Genomic DNA, 17,751 nt, shown 5'->3' with positions numbered 1-17,751 from the left:
CCTGATGGGAAGCACGCCACGCTGCCTGCTCCCCGACCTGTCAACTTGCGGGGCACTGACGAAACTCCAGGGCGTGTGGGGCAGTGACGGCACCGCCAAGTACGTGCAGGAATTCCTGAAGATCAGCCGCGCAGCGTCCGGCGGGTGCGCCGTCCTCGTCAGCGGTGCCTCTTACGGCCACCCTCCTCCGGAGCACCCATCACCAGCTGGAGCGGCGGATATACCCGGTCGCCGCCTGCGCGACCAGCACATGCAGCAGCGGTCTCCAACCCCTATCGCGACTCCGGCGTCGCGACGGCGGCATGCGTCCAGGTGTCGCGGACATCAGCGCACGGCCCGTACTTACCCGCAACCCCCGCAAGTCAGGGTTCACCCATACACAAGGGAGATCTGTTGAAACTCACTCACTCGTGGCGGCGTCTGACCGCCACCGCCGGGATGGCGACAGCCGCACTGCTGGCGGCGTTGGCGCCGTCAGCAACGGCGTCCGTCTCCAACGTCGAGCATCCCATCGCCTCTTCCAAGGCCGTCAAGATCGTCGGCGACGCTGCCGCCAAGGGACTGCACTTGGCCTTCGAGCACCGCAACCGTGACGGCTCGGTCACCTCACGCTGGAGGGACAAGCACGGACACACCTTCACCTACGCCGGAAGCCCAGGCGTCACCCTCCACGTCGACGGCGGCAAGTCCCGCCACGGCGACTACCGGACCGTCCGCGTGTCCTTCGCCCCTATCGAGAAGAAGAACATCCTCAAGGCCGCCTATGCCTACACGGCCGCCGGCCGGTCCGTCTACAACGACGCGGTGAACGCGGGCATCCCGAAGAAGGCCCTAAAGGGCAAGCAGCCCCGCCAAGGCGGCGTGACCGCCGACTACCTGGACCCGCCCTACTACCGCTCCGGCTGCCTCTTCGGAAGCCCGAGCGTCGACGCCGCATCCGTCTCCGGCTGCTTCCAGCGCAAGATCATGTGGCAGAACGGCGGCGACTGGTACGTCGCCGACGACGTCTGGGGTATCGAGAACCCCGGGCTCTTGACGCCGAAGAACCTGTACGTCCTCATCTGGTACGGGCCCGGCAACACCGTCGTCGGCTCCACGCCACCACCAGCGGTGACGACGAGCGACTGCAACAGCCAGACCTGGGGCGGAAACCTCGGCTACAGCCAGTCCGGCGTCAGCATCGGAGTCAACTACAGCGAAACCCGCCAGGTCTGCAACGGCGGCACAGAGATCGTCCACGCCCCCGACCACTGGGGCGTCGGCTGGTTCAACAACGGCATCTACTGGAACACAATGCCCCAGGTGTTCATCGAAGCCGTCGGCATCGTGCACAGCCCCCCATCGGCCAGCATCGGCAACAGCGACCTCGAACTCGCCTGGGGTCCCGGCGTCCGCGACACCCTCGCCTGCCACACCATGACCACCTGCCATTAGCCCCGACCACATGCCGTACTCCCCTCCCCCGCTCGGGTGAGAGGGGAGTATCGCGTTTCAGCTCACCGACGTGCAGTTGAACGGTGTCCCGCTCGGAAACTCGGTTGGGTGCCTTGAGCTGGGGATTCGCTGCGGGATCGGTGCCGTGGCTGGGACAATCTCGGGGTGTTGTTGTCGCTGGTCTACCAGTTGGTCAGGTCTCTGCTCGGCCTGTTGAAGATGCTGGTCCGTTCCGATGTGTCCAAAGACGTCGAGCTGCTGGTGCTCCGCCACGAAAACCAGATGCTGCGTCGGCAGCTGTGCGGCCGACCGCGGTAGGACCACGCCGACCGGCTCTGGCTCGCGGCGTTGTCGCGGCTGGTAAACCGCCGACGGTGGCCGCAGATCTTCCCGGTCACCCCAGCCACGATCCTGCGCTGGCACCGTAACGTGGTCTCCCGCAAATGGACCTACACCGACCAGGACGACCGGCCACCGGCGCGTCGATTCCCATGTAAGCCGAATGACCGTATGTCGGTGGACTCCGTTCTCAGGCCGTCCCGGCTACGCCGGGCCGTTCCTGGCGGAGTCCGGATTCCTCTCCGGCCTGAAGGCCGGGGCATCCTCCGGAGGACAAGGTGAACGCGTCACCGGCACCCTCCGCCGCGAACTCCTGGACCGGATCTTGATCCTCGGCGAACGGCATCTGGCCCGGGTGCTCCGCGAGTACCTGATCCACTACAACCTCCACCGCCCGCACCAGTCTCGGCGACAGTGGCCCCCGGATACCGAAACCAGGCCGACCCCGCGCGCAGCCGAGCTCACCGACCTACGATCCGTCCGGCGAAGACCTGTGGTCACCGGCGTGATCAATGAATACCACCGCGCCGCATAACCCCAGGCCCAGGCTGCGTAACCCAATATTCGAGCGGCACACCCAAGCCGCCGAGGCGACATGCACCTTCTGGCAGCCGAGGCACTTGGCGCATTGGTCGATGGCGCCGTCGGGCTGCGCCCTCAATGTCGCGGCCACCGGCCCGCATCTGACGCGCGCAGAGAGCGGGACCTCCCACGTTCCCGCTCCCTGCGGCCCCGTATGCCTGGCCCGTCCCGTTCAGGGTGGGTCAGGTGAAGTTGACGCCGTTCATGGTGGGCTGGAGTGTCCCCAGGGTGAGGCTGTCGCAGATCGGCGGCTGGTAGCCGTCGTCGAGGCCGTGGTAGGTGAGCGGGATCCAGGTGCTATGCCAGGCGACGCCGAGGTCGTCGGTGGTGCCACCGGGGCAGCCCTTTGTGGTGTGCCACTTGGTTCCGGCGAAGGCCGAACGCCCGGGCCGCAGCGTGATTCTCGTACCTGCGCCGGGGTAGCTCACCTGAGTCGCGGGAATCGCGGTGTAGTTGTTCTGCCCGCCCTTCCCGAGCGGCGTCCAGCCGGCAGGCAGGTAGCAGATTTCGCCCGACCGGTTGGTGAGGATCAGCGTGGCAGCCGCCTTTTCCGCTTTCAATTCCGCTTCCAATCCGTTGGACTCGGGATCTTGAAGCTGCAGATCGGCTTTAAGCTCGGATGCCATGCAGCTCGGCGTGTCACTCTGACCGGTGTACGCCGCCGATTTCTGGTCATGAGTGCTATTGGCGGCTGGCGCCGTCTTCGCCGATGAACTCGACGCCACCGACGCCGTGCCGTCGGCGTTGCAGCCGGTGAGGGCGAGAGCGATCATCCCGCCACCGCAAGCCAGAGCAGCGGTCGTACGCAGGCGCTTGAACTGCATGGGTAAAGCCTCCCCGGTTGCTTACTGACTCGGTTAATCAGTTCGATGTCCGGTAACGGCATGGAGGTTCGCCGGGAAAGTCGGATTCCCCGTTTTTTCTGCCGTGACGGATGTCACGCGAACCCGGGAGGCCAGCAAAGAATCTTATTAGCCTTGATGTTTCGTGAGGTCGGTTGGGTCGCGTAGCGGCTCAACCACAGCGAGCCGCGACAGTCCGGTGGAGTCCGCGGCTCCTGAACGACATCGTGAACGCACCGGATCTTGCGACGGGGTTGCGTCCACGGAGGTGGTGTATGAGTCACCGTTGGTGACAGGCGTGGCGTCGTGGCGGGCTGGCCGTTGGACCTGGATGATTATGCGTCGCACGTTAGGCCGGTGTCGTCCACCAGCACCGGGGCTCGCAGCGTGGAGTGGGCGTCCTGCGCTTTCTGTTCTACGACCTTCACCAGGTCGAGCTCCTGGATCTCGGTCAGGTCCTGTTCGACCGCAGCGACGACGCCCGGTCGCGGGCCGCCGGCGCTCGCTACCCCCGGCCCGCCCGCAGGTCAGGTCGACAAGGCTGCGTTCACGCTGTGCGCGGTGATGCACCTGCACGCCGCGCCTGCGCCGCCGGGACGTGTTCGCCGCCGGTTCGGAAAGAGGTCGGGGCGGCGGTGTCGGATCGGGCCAGAGGTGTTCGTAGCAAGGGTGATCCGCAGTCCTTCGTGCACTCCCGCGCGCCCGGGACTCATCGTGACCTACCAGGTCACCATCCGGGATCTCTGGGCTGTTATCCGGGGTATCCGGGGTATCCGGGGTCTGTGGGGCGTTGCAGGTCATGCAGCGGGTGCGGGTCGGTGACGACGGCTTGCGGGAAGAGCCGGTAGAACAGCAGGCCGCGCTTGTAGGCGGCGCGGCGGTCGAACCGCAAGGTGCACTCGTCGAGGTAGTACGGCAGCTGCTCGTTCCTGACGCGATGGTGCAAGGTGCCAGCGATCCAGCGTCTGAGCAGGGATGCGATCAGGTAGACGGCGGGCAGGACGGCAGGTCGGTTCGCGGCGTTGTACCCGGCGGTGTAGTGGTGGGTGTAGCCCATGTCGGCCGGCCGGCGCAGCCCCTGGGCGCCGTCGGTGTGGATGGTCGAGCCCGGAGCGACCACCTCGCGCGCGAACACCTCGATCGTGCGCCCCGTCGTCGGGTGCCGCCCGGAAGGTGGAGTGGTCGAGTGGCACCTCCACACCTGGTCGGTCAGGACGAAGCCGGGGTTCCGCGTGGGTGGGCACGGACCGAGTTCGGCCCAGCCGGCAACCAGACCACGGCAACCGAGCGGCGACCGAGTCCGTGTGACACCCAAAAACTGCCCGGCAGAATCGACCGGAGTTGTCGGATCCGGGCCGCGTCGTTCGTAGCCAGGGTGAGAGGCCGCCCACCAGGGGCGCTGCCACGACCACAGGAGATGCGACCGATGCCGCACCCACAGGCCAAGGTCCACCGTATGTTCGAGCTCGTCGAGCCGATCGCCACCGTCACCTTCTCCGAGGTGCCCAACGAGGAGTTCCTGGCCCTTGGGATGCGCAACTACTGGGACGGATACTTCGCGGGCCGGGCCGCGCCGCTGAGGCTGGCACCGGCCGGGGTGGTGCACGCGGTCTTCTACAACTTCGCCGACGGCGAGGTGGCGCGCCACATCCCGTGGGTTTGGGGGAAGACCACCCCGGAGGAGGCGATCGCCGTGCGCGAGCGGGGCAGCGCCGCCGCGCTGCGGCAGATGATCGGGGAGCTCGCCGACTCCCCCGGTCTGGTACGGGTCACCGACCTCGCCACCCGAGCAGCGGTCAGCGCGCCGACCGAGGGCCGAGCGCTGTACGCCGGGCTCCGGGCGCTCGACGTGCCCGAGGAGCCGGTGGCCAGGCTCTGGCACGCGGCCACGCTGCTGCGCGAGCATCGCGGGGACGGCCACAACGCCGCCCTCGTCGCCCACGGCATCGGCGGCACCGAGGCCCACGTCCTCCTCGCTCTCTCCCTCGAAATGAGGGCGGAGGAGTTCGGCCGGATCCACCACCTGCCCAAGGCACAGCTGGCCGCTGTCGTCGACGGGCTGCGCGGCCGCGGCCTCGTGGACGCCGCCGGCGGGTTCACCGACGCTGGCCGGGAGACCAGGGAGCGGATCGAGGCCCTCACCGACGAACTGGCGGCACCGGCCTACGACGTGCTCAGCACGGACGAACTCGACGAGCTGGTCGCCGGGCTCGAGCCGATCGCCGCCGCGGTAAAGGCCGTCGACGACTGAGCGGGCGCATGCGGGCGACGGCCACGACCCCCAGCTCGGCCACCGAGATGAGCAGGTCATTGCGCGGGTCACCCGCACGGTGCAGCCGACGGCGCCGCCGCGCTAAAGGACGATGAGCCCATCGAAGCGGTAGCGACCACCGTCGTAGCTCTCAGGACTCAACGTCCAGGACCCAAGAGTGCTCACCTGCCAGCGGCTACCCACCAGGAGTCTGCCGGATGGCAACTCCCAGAACTGATTAAGGACCAGGAACGTGCGTAAGACCGTGCTGTACATGTCGATGTCGGTGGACGGGTTCATCGCCGGGCCGAACGCGGCGCCGGGCAACGGGCTCGGCGACAAAGGGCATCGGCTGCATGAGTGGTTTCTGCCGGACGCCGACGCCGATCACAGGAGAGACCTCGACCACCTGGCGGGCGTGAACCGTGAGGTCATGGACGAGGCCATGGCCACCGGGGCGGTCGTCGTCGGCCGGCGGACGTTCGAGCTCGCCGACGGCTGGGGCGGCGACCACCACGACGGCGTGCCGATCTTCGTCCTGAGCCGCCATCAGCCCGATCCCGAGCTGCAATGGCCCGGGGTCACCTATGTAAGCGACGTAACGGCCGCGATGAACATGGCCAAGGACGTGGCCGGCGACAAGGACGTACTGGTCCACGGAGCCCGCACCGCCCAGCTGGCACTCGCCGCAGGCGTCCTCGACGAGTTGCAGATTCACCTGGTCCCGGTCCTGATCGGACAGGGCGAACCGCTTTTTGAGGACATGCCACCCGACCACATCGAACTCGAACTGCTCCGTGCCGCGGACGGACCGGGCGTGACGCACCTGCGCTACCGCGTGCGGACGGGAGGCTGAGACGATGGCGCTCATCCGGCTGTACATGACCATATCCCTGGACGGCTACGTCACCGGGCCGCAGGACAGCCCGGACACGCCGATGGGCATCGGCGGGTTCCGGCTTTTCAACTGGCTCGACCGGCGCAACGACCCGGGACCAAACAGACAAGTCTACGCCGAGGCGCTGGCCACCCGCGCCGTCATCTCCGGCCGCCGCACCTACGAACACGCCGACCGCTGGCAGGGCGACCACCACGACGGCGTCCCCGTCTTCGGTTCGGGAGTAGGACGCCAAGCCGCCCAAGCTCAGCTCGGCCGTCGCGCCGGTGTGCAGGACCAGCGGCCGTCGTGCCAGCCGCAGGTCTGCTCGTAGCCGGAGCGGAACGCCCCGAGCCAGGGGATGTCGTCCTCGTAGCGCGTGGGCGGCGGTGTCGGTGCGAAGTTCGCCGCGTCGTCGATGCTGCCGCTCCCGTCGTAGCGTGCGACGGTCGGATAGGGGTAGACCGGCCGGGTCCGTACGACGGTGTCGTCCTGGCGCTTTGTGGCGACGAGCCGGTCGGGTGCGACGCCGTTCTCGACCCAGGCGAGGGTGGGGGTGAGCGCGTCGATCGCGTCCGGTCCCTGACCGTCACCGCAGTGGGCGACGCCCGGCAGCATGAACAGGCGGGCGAACCGCTGCGTGGCGTCCGTCCCACCCATGCGCTCGGTGAGGGCGTGGTAGTAGGCGATCGTTCCGTACGGCGAGATTGCCTGGTCTGCCCAGCCGTGCCAGAGGAGGAGCTTCCCGCCCAGGGCGCGGAAGGCCGTCAGGTCGGGGTCGCTCGCGTCGTAGACGCCGGCCCGCTGGTAGATCTCGCGGAACGTCGCCGAGTCGTAGTGCAGGTCGTGCAGTGTCGCCGACGGCCGGGCGGACGGGTAGGCGAGGTACTTCAGCGCGTTCGTCGCGTTGCCCTCGGCCACGGCCGGGTCGCCGGTGGCGGTCGGGGTGACCCAGCGGGCCCAGTTCACTTCCGAGCCCACGGGCTCACCCCCCGGGTACATCCGCCGGCCCCGCTCGTTGCGTGGCCCGTCGTACAGCTTGCGTACGGCACCGATCTGCGCGTCGGTGAGGCAGCCCGCGCTGTCGGTTCCCGTCGCGCAGCGCAGGCTCCGCGGATCGAACGCGCAGGCACGCGGGTCGTCGATCTGGCCGTCGGCCAGGCCGTCCCGTGCGTCGCACTCGCGCATGACGGCGGCGTGCAGCGCGGGAAGCTTGGCGGCGGTCAGGATGGGCCGGCCCCGCGCGTCGGTGTTGGCCGTGGCGTGCCAGCCCGCGGACCACACGATGAGCGACGTGAGCAACGACGCCGGGGCGCCGGCGACGATGCCGTCGAAGTCACGCGGGTAGCGCTGCGCCTCGGTCATCCCCTCGTGGCCGCCCTGCGAGCAGCCGTCGAAGTAGGAGTAGCGCGGGCCTTGTCCGTAGTAGAGCGCGATGAGCCGCTTGGCGACGAGCGCGACGACGTGGTCGGACCGGTAGCCGAAGTCGACCCGGAGCTGCGGGTCGGCGCCGAACGTGCCGTCGAAGCCGGAGACGCCGACGTGCCCCTCGTTGTCGGTGGCTATGACGAAGTCGCCGCGGGTCAGCGGCACGCACCCGTCCGTCGCGTCGGCGTAGATGTCGACGCTCCCGCAGAACGCCCCGCACCCGGTCTGCAGATACCGCTGCCGCCACGTCTTGGTGGGGAGGAGCACGTCGAACTGGATCTGCGGCGCCGTGGTTCCCTTGACTTCGCAGGCCGCCCAGCCGTCCGGCGAGGTCGTCGCGGTCGCGGACCCGATGACCGCCGGAGCGCCGGGCGTCCCCGACAGGTCCTGCCCGGCGAGGGCCGCGCAGTCGGTCCTCGGCAGCACCACGGGAGGGCCGGAGGACGAACCGCGCACCTCGGCGGGCACCCCGGCCACGGCCGTACGGGGCGCGGCCTGGCCACCGCCGGCCATCACGAGGACGGCGAGGACGGCGAGGACGACCGGTAGCGCCCGGACTCCGGCGGTGCGGCCGGCGCGTCCCGGCATCCGGCCCCGTACACGAGCACGCATGCGTGTCCTCCCCGTTTCGCGGCGTACGCGTGATCGCGGGATCTCGGCGACGCCTGCGACCTCACGACAGGAGCACCCGGAAGCTAAATGTGCCGCGAGCACGTGTCAATACCGAACCGGATATCCGGAAATCGCGCCGGATCCTGGCGAAAACCGCCACGCCCTCTGACCTGTTTCCATTACCGCTGGTAATCGCCGACACCTGTGGGGTGCGGAAACTGGGTGAGTGCTGCGGATCCGCAGGTCGATGGCTCGAGCACGGTGCGGTAGTGGCCATCCTGGCTGGTTCTGTTCTGGTCCTTCCTCTACCTCATCCTCGGCCACGTCCTCCGACTCTCGCTCCTGCTGATGCGTGGTGACCGGAGTAAGGAACTGGAGATCCTCGCGCTCCGGCATCAGGTCGCCGTCCTACGCCGTCAGGTGCACCGTCCTGATCTCAATGATGCAGACCGTGCCCTGCTGGCGGCGCTGTCGCGGCTGTTGCCTCGGCCTTCATGGCAGATGTTCTTCGTGACGCCGTCGACGCTCCTGCGCTGGCACCGGGATCTGATCGCCCGCAGATGGACCTACGGACGGAAACGTCCAGGCCGCCCCTCCACCAGGAGCGACATCCGGGAAGCGGTGCTGCGGCTGGCTCGAGAGAACCCGACTTGGGGCTATCAGCGGATCAGCGGCGAGCTCGCCGGCGTCGGTATCCGGGTTCCGCCCAGCACGGTGCGGGACATCCTCAAAGGTGCCGGCCTGGATCCCGCACCCCGAAGGACCGGACCGAGCTGGGGCCAGTTCCTGAAGACCCAAGCCGAGGGGATCCTCGCCTGCGACCTGTTCCATGTCGACACGGTGTTTCTCAAGCGGATCTATGTGCTGTTCTTCATCGAGCACGTCACCCGGGCCGTCCACGTCATCGGTGTCACGACCAACCCGACCGGAACCTGGGTTGCCCAGCAGGCTCGAAACCTGATCATGGGCCTGGGGGAGCGGGCCGAGCACGTCAGATTCCTCATCCGAGACCGCGACGCCAAGTACAGCAGCGTCTTCGATGAAGTGTTCATCTCACTCGGCGCACGGATCATCAAGACGCCGGTCCGGGCCCCGCGGGCGAACGCGATCGCAGAACGCTGGATCGGGACCGTGCGGCGCGAAGCTGACACGCGAGCCGCCGCAGCACCGGATGGAGGAACCTAGGCGGTGCTCACGCTCGGTGCCCCGCCGAAGGCCCGGGCGCGCGAGCCCCTGGGACCGCCTGTCAGTTGTGTATCGAGAGAAGCGGCAGGGGGTCGGGGGGTGGAGCCCCCTGCCGGGGGGTCCGCGCCCCGGGACAGACGGAGGGTCGGGCTCTGCCGCGACCGTGCTGACTCCGGGATCGGCGGTCGGCCGTGCGGGGGAGGGAGGCGGCGCGGGGGTGCGGGGGGCGGAGCCCCCTGCCTGGGGGGTCCGGGGGTCGCCCCCGGGCGGAATGACGAAGGGCCAGCGGGAAGGAAGCTCCGCTTCCGACCACACTGACCCCAGGACCGAAGTGTCCGAGGCCGGACTGGAGCCGAACGCACATCCGTTCGTCGTCACCCATTCGTTCCTGCTGGGAAGCAGGTGAGCGGCGATGCGGAACCAGCGTGCCTCCGGCCGGTCGGCCGAGGTCTGTATTCGCCGGACGACCACGGTCAGCGTGGTGTTCCTCGCGCTGATCGCGGCGGTGGTGAGCACGCACGCCGTGATGAGCTCGTCTCGTGAACGAGACCGAGGCGCTGCCGGTCGGCGACTCTTTGAGATCCCTCCTGCACGCTTTGGGCGTGCCCGCGCAGCGGATCCCGGACACCTTCGACTCGCTGGCGCGCGTCCTGCTTACCATGGGAGAAACGGAACGGGCCCGCGATGTCTGGGCCTCCGCACGATCCGTGATGCTCACCTTCCAGAACGGGGGTGCTGACGGAATGCGTCTCTCCCCGGACGAGCTCGGGCAGGCGCTCGGCGCCCTCGAGAACCCGGCTCCGGGAGACTGAGGTAGCCGGCGCCTCGGCAGCCGGCAGGACGGAAACGTCTGGTCGGTCCTCTTCAGGGGGCGGCGCCTCGATGGTCTCGTGAGCCGATGAGGGCGAACGAGAGTGCATGTGCGGTTGGTGCGCGACGTGGGGGGAGTGAGGATGACCGAGCCGACTCTGGATGACGAGCAGTTCCGGCGGCTCGCGCGGTACGGCCGGAGCGAGCGCGTCGAGGCCGGGGATGTGCTGTATGCCACCGGTGACGACTCTTATGACCTGGTCCTTCTGGAGACGGCGAGCGCGCGGGTCTTGCGCGACGCGACCGTGACCGAGTCCGAGCAGGTGATATACGACCGCGGGCCGGGTGAGTTCCTCGGCGAGCTCAACCTCCTGACCGGCCAGACCGTCTATCTGACGGCCCGCGTCACCGGGGCCGGGACGGTCAGCAGAATCGGTCCGGAGGATCTCCACCGGGTGCTCTCCGAGCAGGTCGACATCGTGGACGTGCTGGTCGAGACGTTCCGGGTACGGCGAGAGATCATGCGGGCGTCCGCAGGTGGGGCGCTGGAGATCGTCGCCCGGTCGGACGAGGCGCGCGGCCGGGCGTTGCGCGCGTACGTGACGCGTTTGAATCTGCCGCATTCGTGGTTCGACGCGACGTCGCCGCCCGGACGCGCGCTGATGACGGCCGTCGGCGCCGAGGAGACGGACCTTCCCACCGCCGTCGTCAATGGCGAGGTACTCCGCAAAGCGACGCCGGGGACGCTCGGCAGAGCGCTCGGCCTCGCCTTTGGCACGGACCGGGGGCACATCGATCTCGTGGTCGTTGGGGCGGGCCCGGCAGGTCTGGCCGCGGCCGTGTACGGCGCGTCCGAGGGACTCGTCACGGTCCTGCTCGACAGAGCCGGTCCCGGAGGACAGGCGGCGACGACCTCACGGATCGAGAACTACCTTGGCTATCCCGGCGGGATCAGCGGCGAGGAACTCACCCGGCGAGCGATGCTTCAGGCGCTGAAGTTCGGCACCGAGATCTCCGTACCCTGCGAGGTGACGGGTCTGGACCTCGGCGACGCGGAGCGCCCGGCCGTGACGCTGATGGACGGAACGCGGGTACGGACGCGCGCGGTGATCGTCGCCACGGGCGCCTGTTACCGGCGCCTGGACGTCCCCCGGTGGGCCGAGTTCGAGGACGCGGGCCATATCCGGTACTCGGCGACCGAGCTCGACGTACGAGGGTGTGAGTCGCGGCCGGTGACCGTCGTCGGAGGCGCCAACTCGGCCGGGCAGGCGGCGCTCTTCCTCGCCTCACGCGGAGCGAACGTCGACATGGTGGTCCGCGCCGCCGCGATCGAGGACGGCATGTCGGCGTACCTGTCCGACCGGATCCGGGCGCACCCCCTGATCCGGGTACGGGTCCGGAGTGAGATCCGCGCGCTCGACGGTGAGGACGGCCTGGAGGCGGTCGTCGTCGAAGGACCCGAGGGCCGGCGGGAGCGGCTGGAGAGCCGGGTGTTGTTCTGCTTCATCGGCGCCGAGCCCGCGTCGGGATGGCTGGACGGGCTGGCTCTGGACGACCACGGGTTCGTGCTCACCGACAGCCGGCTTCCCCAGGAAACATACGCGTCGCCGCTGCCCTTCCAGACGAGCGCACCGCGGGTCTTCGCGGCCGGTGACGTGAGATCGGGGTCGATGAAGCGGGTCGCGTCCGCCGTCGGCGAAGGCGCGGGTGCCGTGGCCTCCGTCCACGCGGCACTCGCGTCACGGGATCACGGTTGAACCGGGCCACCGGGCCGAGACGTGGCGAGCACGCCGAGCGCGGGACTCCGCAGCGTGACCCCCGCCGCTCCCGATCCGCGCGGCGAGGCGACGGCGGCGGCGTAGCACCCCGGCATTTCGGTGCTTACCAAAACCGTTATTCCGGGAAACGATGAACCGATACTCGCAGGTTGCTACGTCGTATCTCTAGCACATGGCGATGAGGCAGCACGTCCCATCGGATCGATCGATCGGACGGGGCCGGAGTGGAGTCCGCGAATCCAGTGGAGGCGACCACGACCCGGCCGGGCTTGATTAGATAGCGGATGCGGAAGAACTCCGGTCCGCGCCGTTGGCTGACCTCCGAGGAAGGGTCTTCTTCCGTATAGGCGTACAGCGCCTCCTTGGTCAGCAGCAGGCAGTTCAGGCTGGCGAACTCCGCCCGGCTCCGTATGTCGGCGGCGGCAGTGGCGATCGCGGAGACCGGATCGCCGGTCCGCAGCAGCGACAAGACGCGAAGGAAGTAGCGCTCCGAATCAGTACCGCCCCCGGCATCGGCCAGGAGATCGGGATCAATCAACTCGTCAATCGCGTCAGGTGGATCGAAAAAACCATTGTGGGCGAACGCGAGCGTGCCCGTAGAAAACGGATGGGTGTTGTTCGGCTCGGTCGCCAGGCCCGGAGTGGCGAGGCGTATGTGCGTGATAGCGGCATCCGTGACCGTTTCCGTCGCCTCCCCATATCTTTGACTGGACCACGCTGGAACAGCCTCTTTGACGACAGTCAGGCCGCCATCATGCCATGCCGCAATCCCCCAACCATCCGCGTGTTCGCCGGATAGTTCAGTAAATTGTTCGAGCATATCGGAAAGTGTGTCGGTCAGGCGACTGGGCGCCTTTGAGACAACACCGAGCAGGCGACACATAGAAGAGATCCTTGTCCGTGACGCATGGCGTCATAGCGCGATATGTAGTTGATTGATCAAACGCTTCAGCGTGTGCGTCCGAGAAATGGGCTGATCAAGCGAGTCCTTGCGGTATCCGACGTCTTTCGCGTCCGTCGAACACGCAGACCTGTGCGATTCTCAAGATGATGGGCAAGTCGCGACAGTGCCATGTTGATCGCGACGTACACCGCGGCCACGACGAGATAGGCGGGCAGTACGATGTGGTAATACTCGCCCAGTACTTGGGCTTGATGTAGCAGTTCTATGTAGCTGACCACGTATCCGAGCGTGGAGTCCTTGAGTAGCCGAACCAGCTGTCCTACCAGTGTGGGGGTCACCTTGCGTACGGCCTGCGGAATCACGACGTGGTGCATCGCTCGCCGATATGTCATGCCAAGGCTGTAGGCGGCCTCGGACTGGCCCCGATCGAGGGCGAGTATTCCCGCGCGACATATCTCCGCTATCACTGCGGAGTTGCTCGCGACGATTGGGACGACGAGCTGCCAGAAGGTCGGCAATGTCAGTCCCAGGCGGGGCAGGCCGAACAGGAACACATACAGGAGCAACAGAATCGGAATTGCGCGGAAGATCTCCACGTAGGCGCGAGCCGGCCAGCGCAGGTATCTGGACTGGGAGAGCCGAGCCAATGCCACAAGCGCTCCGAGAGGGAAGGCGATGGCGGCGGCGACCGCGGTGACCACCACGGTCGCCTGCACTCCCACCAGCAGAAAACGGAGCGTCGGCCACTGAGTGAACATCCGCCACTGGTCCGCGGCCAGCATCCCGTGGTCGGCGAAGCGGTGAACCGCCAGGAGGGCCAGCGCGCCGATCGCCACCAGGGACAGAGCCGTGGCGATCCTTATCCGGCGCCGACCTCGCGGGCCGGGAACGTCGAACAACGTGTTCGCCTCTGTGTTCACCGGTTGATCGCCAACTTTCGCTCCAGTCGACCGGTGACCAGTCCCCCGGTCAGCGTCATCAGGACATAGATCGCGGTCGTCACCGCGAAGATCGGAATCGGGATGTCGTACCTGATGGTGAAGAACTGGGCTTCGCCGGTCAGTTCCCGAACGCCGACTGCGGCGGCCAGCGACGTGTTCAGGGTCAAAGCGATGAAGATGTTGCCCAGCGGCTGCACCATCGAGCGGGTCGCCTGCGGCAGTACCAGGTGCCGGAGAATCTGCATGAAGCGGAAGCCCAACGCGCGGGCGGCCTCGATCTGGCCGGGCGGGACGGTGCGGACGCCCGACCGGATCACCTCGCAGATGAATGCGGCCCAATACAGCGCCATCGCCACCGTGACGGTGGTCAGCAGCGAGTACAGCATCCCGATTTCGGGGAGGCCGAACACGAAGAGCACGAGCCATACCAATAGCGGGATGTTACGGAACACCGCCACATAGGCGGTCGCCAGCGTGCGCATCGGTGCCACCGGGCTGATCAGGAGGACGGCGAGCAGGACGCCGAGGGCCAGCGCGCAGGCGAATCCGCAGATGGTCATCGCCAAGGTGAGGAAAAGGCCGTGGGCGAGCTGCCCGCTGTGGTCGATGATCGCATTCACCGATATCAGCTACCCGCGACGGAGCCGATCGCCAACGGGCTTGGGGCATCGCCGCTGACCGCAGTGCCGATGGTCGCCTTCCACAGCTTCGCCCATTGCCCGTTGGTCTGGATCAGCTTCAGCCAGTTGTTCACGAATGTCTTCATTTCGGGCGCCGATTGGGACAGGCCGATACCGTACGGCTCAGTCGTGAACGGCTGGCCGACGACCGTGACCTTATGGTCGCGGTACGCGTCGCCGAGCAGGATGCCCTGATCGAGCACGTACGCGGCAGCCCTGCCATCTTCGACCGCCTGCACGCATTGGGTATTTTGGTCGAACAGGACGACTTTCGCCTTCGGTGCGGCCTTCTTGATGTCGTTGGCGGCGACCGAACTGGTCTCCGTGCACACCGTCTTGTTGTTCAGATCGGACGCCTCGTTGATCGACTTCTCGCCCTTCCTCACAAGGATCGCATCGCCTGATGAGTAATACGGACCGGCGAACGCCACCTTCTTCGCCCGTTCGGGGGTGATGGTGTAAGTGGCAAAAACGGTGTCCACGGTACCGTTCTGCAGCAGCGCCTCGCGCGTGTTCACGCTGACCTGCATCAGCTTCACATCGGGCTTTCCGGTGATGTATTTAGCCAGCATCGCGGCGAGTCCGGCGTCGAAACCGCGGGTTTTGCCGCTGATCGGATCCTTCAGCGAGAACAACGCCGCCGTTTCGGTGCCGCCGACGATCAACGTCCCTCTACTTTTGATCTTCGCCATCAGACTGCCGGCCGGAATGTCCGACCCCCGTGCAGTCGGAGCGGCGTCGATGACCTGCTGGTACGCATCGGTCGATCCCGACGCGGGGGGAAGACCTTGCCCTGTCCCGTCACCGCATGCGGAGACAGCGGCGACCAAAGCGCAGGCTGGAATCAGGGCGGCGCACATCCGCCGCCTAGCGTCAACAAGGATCATGCCATGCTCCCTATCGTCGAGATTCGTCAGTGGGTAAGAATTTTGGCCAGAAAATCGCGGGCTCGGTCAGTCCGCGGTCTGGTGAAGAACTCAGCCGGAGTGCCGGTCTCGACGATCTGTCCCCGATCGAGAAAGACGACACGGTCGGCGACCCGTCGCGCGAAGGCCATCTCGTGCGTGACGACGAGCATCGTCATTCCCTCCGCGGCGAGTTCGGTCATAACGTCCAGGACCTCATTGATCATCTCTGGATCGAGCGCTGAGGTCGGTTCGTCGAACAGCATCACCTTGGGCTCCATGGCCAGTGCCCTGGCGATTGCGACCCGCTGCTGCTGCCCACCGGAGAGCTCGGCCGGATACGCCTTCGCCTTGTGGGCGAGGCCGACCCGCTCCAATAGATCGTGGGCGCGCTTCGCGGCCTCCGATTTTGAGATGCCGCGGATTTTGACGGGAGCCAGAGTGATGTTCTCAAGCACCGTCTTATGCCCAAACAGGTTGAAGGACTGGAACACCATGCCGACATCGGCCCGCAATCGCGCCAGATCACGGCCTTCCTCGGGCAACACCTTTCCATCGATGGCGATCTGTCCCGAGTCGATGCTCTCCAGCCGGTTAATACACCGACACAACGTCGACTTTCCTGACCCGGACGCGCCGAGAAGAACGACGACCTCGCCCGCGTACACATCAACGTCGACATCACGCAACACAATCTGGTCGCCGAAGGATTTGGTCACCTTGGCCAGCCGCACCAGCGCGTCTGCGGCATCCACGGCCAAGCTGTCGGGCATAGCCATAACGAGCATCACCTCGTTCCACATTCAGCGGCCAACGTGGCGCGCGTTCGTTGACGATCGATGTCGCCAAGCATGAGGTCTCGCTATTCCATTCGTCCAATGAAGGATTCTTGTCAGAACAATAAAAGATCTTTATGATCGGCGTTCATGTTCGACCCACGCCATCTTGAAGTCCTGACGGAAGTGGCACGTACCGGCACCTACACGGCGGCTGCGGCTACTCTGGGTTACACGCAGCCGGCGGTGAGCTACCACATGCGGATGCTGGAACGAGCGGCCGGCACGCCGCTGGTCATCAAGGCCGGCCGGAGGATCCAGCTGACGAATGCCGGAAGAATCCTGGCGCGGCAGGCAGAGGCCGTGCTCGCCGCGTTGCGAGCCGCTGAAGATGAACTCGCTCCATTCGCGGCGACGCGTGGCGGGCGCGTGCGTCTGTCCGCTTTCCAAAGCGGTTGCGTCAGCCTGGTACCCGCAGCACTCGCAGACCTCCGCAGGACCGACCCCGAACTCGAGGTGGTCCTTACCCAAGCCGGATGTGGCAGATCCCACGAGTTGCTGATCGCCGGCGAGGTGGACCTCGCTCTCATGTGCGACCTGGACGACGACCCCGTCGCAGACGACGCCGTCCACACCGACGCGCGGCTACACCGCGTGCCGCTGATGACCGACCGGCGCTGCGTGCTGCTCCCCGCTGACCACCCGGCCGCCGGCGCATCCACCGTGGCGCTCGCCGATCTCGCAGACGAACGCTGGGTGCTGGAAACTCAACGATCACGCGTCATGGCCGCGTGCAGGGCAGCCGGATTCACCCCGAAGATCGCTGCGACCAGCGACGACCAGCTCACCATCCACTGCCTTGTCGCCAGTCGAGTCGGCCTGGCCGTAATGAACGAACTCGGAACCACCGCACACAACGACCACCGCGTCGTTGCTCGGCCCCTGCAGGACTGGCCACGGCGACAGATCTTCGCTCTGCTGTGGCCGGACATGAACCGCGTCCCACAGGTCAAAGCATTGATCAAGGCACTACACACCGCCGCCACCTCCCGTGACGCCCACCGACCCCCGCCGGCGGCTCCAACGCCTCCCACATCGAGCAGTGGTTCGTCGCGGCCCCGCATCAACTGACCTACTGGCGGACGCCATGAGTCACATGCCGCCTCATGGCTCAGATTGGCGGCAGCGAGGTCGACCAGACGCCCGCCTCGGCGTCGGCCGTACAGGCTGGCCGTCACACCGATTTATCAGAGCCGTAACACAAGTTTCGGTCATGCGTGAATATGATCCCAGCTCTGAGCGGGGTCCTTATGTGTTCCGAAGGCCGCCACGGAGAAGTCGTCATAGGGAAGCGTGGCCATGGTCAGCCCCGTTGATCGTGAGTACCGGCAGGCAGCCGGATGGCGG

At 66.9% G+C, this 17,751-nt stretch carries 18 protein-coding genes; 10 read left to right on the top strand and 8 right to left on the bottom strand.

The genetic code is table 11. The annotated features are described in order from the left end of the window. The first annotated feature begins 393 nt into the window (after nt 1–393). From NE236_RS10300 to NE236_RS10290, 3 genes are all read left to right on the top strand, one after another. Nucleotides 394–1,434 (top strand): hypothetical protein, encoded by a 1,041-nt coding sequence (locus NE236_RS10300; RefSeq protein WP_252841657.1) that lies wholly within the window; start codon nt 394–396, stop codon nt 1,432–1,434. A gap of 165 nt (nt 1,435–1,599) precedes the next feature. Next, a complete protein-coding gene (locus NE236_RS10295) occupies nt 1,600–1,752 on the top strand; it encodes a hypothetical protein (protein WP_252841656.1) in 153 nt (50 codons plus the stop codon). Nucleotides 1,753–1,936: 184 nt separating this feature from the next. After that, nucleotides 1,937–2,308 (top strand): integrase core domain-containing protein, encoded by a 372-nt coding sequence (locus NE236_RS10290; protein WP_252841655.1) that lies wholly within the window; start codon nt 1,937–1,939, stop codon nt 2,306–2,308. Between the two features lie 229 nt (nt 2,309–2,537). Here the strand turns inward: NE236_RS10290 and NE236_RS10285 are convergent, their stop codons facing one another. Together NE236_RS10285 and NE236_RS10280 are read right to left on the bottom strand one after the other, a co-directional pair. Continuing rightward, nucleotides 2,538–3,179 carry a DUF4232 domain-containing protein gene (locus NE236_RS10285; RefSeq protein ID WP_252841654.1) on the bottom strand — a complete coding sequence of 214 codons (642 nt, stop codon included), beginning with the start codon at nt 3,177–3,179 and terminating at the stop codon, nt 2,538–2,540. Between the two features lie 769 nt (nt 3,180–3,948). Continuing rightward, nucleotides 3,949–4,398, bottom strand: a complete 450-nt coding sequence (locus NE236_RS10280; RefSeq protein ID WP_308209073.1) for a transposase — start codon at nt 4,396–4,398, stop codon at nt 3,949–3,951. A 225-nt stretch (nt 4,399–4,623) separates the two neighbouring features. On the opposite strand from NE236_RS10280, the gene NE236_RS10275 reads away from it, so the two are divergent. From NE236_RS10275 to NE236_RS10265, 3 genes are all read left to right on the top strand, one after another. Next, entirely contained in the window at nt 4,624–5,448 is an 825-nt protein-coding gene (locus tag NE236_RS10275; RefSeq protein ID WP_252841652.1) for a MarR family winged helix-turn-helix transcriptional regulator, read from the top strand. A gap of 253 nt (nt 5,449–5,701) precedes the next feature. Continuing rightward, entirely contained in the window at nt 5,702–6,304 is a 603-nt protein-coding gene (locus tag NE236_RS10270; protein ID WP_252841651.1) for a dihydrofolate reductase family protein, read from the top strand. A 4-nt stretch (nt 6,305–6,308) separates the two neighbouring features. After that, the gene (locus NE236_RS10265; protein WP_252841650.1) at nt 6,309–6,659 is read left to right on the top strand and encodes a dihydrofolate reductase family protein; all 351 of its coding nucleotides are present in this window, start codon (nt 6,309–6,311) and stop codon (nt 6,657–6,659) included. Here the strand turns inward: NE236_RS10265 and NE236_RS10260 are convergent. After that, nucleotides 6,593–8,365 (bottom strand): tannase/feruloyl esterase family alpha/beta hydrolase, encoded by a 1,773-nt coding sequence (locus NE236_RS10260; RefSeq protein WP_252841649.1) that lies wholly within the window; start codon nt 8,363–8,365, stop codon nt 6,593–6,595. The genes NE236_RS10265 and NE236_RS10260 overlap by 67 nt on opposite strands. A 348-nt stretch (nt 8,366–8,713) precedes the next feature. Between NE236_RS10260 and NE236_RS10255 the strand changes: the two genes are divergently transcribed. From NE236_RS10255 to NE236_RS10245, 3 genes are all read left to right on the top strand, one after another. Continuing rightward, a complete protein-coding gene (locus tag NE236_RS10255) occupies nt 8,714–9,550 on the top strand; it encodes a helix-turn-helix domain-containing protein (RefSeq protein ID WP_372494299.1) in 837 nt (278 codons plus the stop codon). A 539-nt stretch (nt 9,551–10,089) separates the two neighbouring features. Next, a complete protein-coding gene (locus NE236_RS10250) occupies nt 10,090–10,362 on the top strand; it encodes a hypothetical protein (protein ID WP_252841647.1) in 273 nt (90 codons plus the stop codon). Between the two features lie 141 nt (nt 10,363–10,503). Further along, the gene (locus NE236_RS10245) at nt 10,504–12,117 is read left to right on the top strand and encodes an FAD-dependent oxidoreductase (protein WP_252841646.1); all 1,614 of its coding nucleotides are present in this window, start codon (nt 10,504–10,506) and stop codon (nt 12,115–12,117) included. A gap of 136 nt (nt 12,118–12,253) precedes the next feature. Here NE236_RS10245 and NE236_RS10240 read toward each other — a convergent pair whose 3' ends face one another. The 5 genes from NE236_RS10240 to NE236_RS10220 all read right to left on the bottom strand — a co-directional run bounded on the left by NE236_RS10240 (nt 12,254) and on the right by NE236_RS10220 (nt 16,341). After that, nucleotides 12,254–13,021, bottom strand: a complete 768-nt coding sequence (locus tag NE236_RS10240; protein ID WP_252841645.1) for a class II glutamine amidotransferase — start codon at nt 13,019–13,021, stop codon at nt 12,254–12,256. 65 nt (nt 13,022–13,086) lie between these two features. Further along, nucleotides 13,087–13,878: an amino acid ABC transporter permease gene (locus NE236_RS10235; RefSeq protein WP_252841644.1), complete on the bottom strand. Its 792-nt coding sequence runs from the start codon at nt 13,876–13,878 to the stop codon at nt 13,087–13,089. 80 nt (nt 13,879–13,958) lie between these two features. After that, a complete protein-coding gene (locus tag NE236_RS10230) occupies nt 13,959–14,603 on the bottom strand; it encodes an amino acid ABC transporter permease (RefSeq protein WP_252841643.1) in 645 nt (214 codons plus the stop codon). A gap of 5 nt (nt 14,604–14,608) precedes the next feature. Beyond that, entirely contained in the window at nt 14,609–15,550 is a 942-nt protein-coding gene (locus tag NE236_RS10225; RefSeq protein ID WP_252841642.1) for a glutamate ABC transporter substrate-binding protein, read from the bottom strand. Nucleotides 15,551–15,576: 26 nt separating this feature from the next. After that, a complete protein-coding gene (locus NE236_RS10220; protein ID WP_289850216.1) occupies nt 15,577–16,341 on the bottom strand; it encodes an amino acid ABC transporter ATP-binding protein in 765 nt (254 codons plus the stop codon). Nucleotides 16,342–16,494: 153 nt separating this feature from the next. Here NE236_RS10220 and NE236_RS10215 point away from each other — a divergent pair, with 153 nt between their 5' ends. Then, nucleotides 16,495–17,475 (top strand): LysR substrate-binding domain-containing protein, encoded by a 981-nt coding sequence (locus tag NE236_RS10215; RefSeq protein ID WP_252841641.1) that lies wholly within the window; start codon nt 16,495–16,497, stop codon nt 17,473–17,475. Nucleotides 17,476–17,751: the final 276 nt, after the last annotated feature.

Origin of the sequence: Actinoallomurus purpureus (genome assembly GCF_024055795.1) — a bacterium.
In the GTDB taxonomy this organism is placed as follows: Bacteria; Actinomycetota; Actinomycetes; order Streptosporangiales; family Streptosporangiaceae; genus Actinoallomurus; species Actinoallomurus purpureus.
This window is presented reverse-complemented; position numbering and strand designations above follow the sequence as displayed.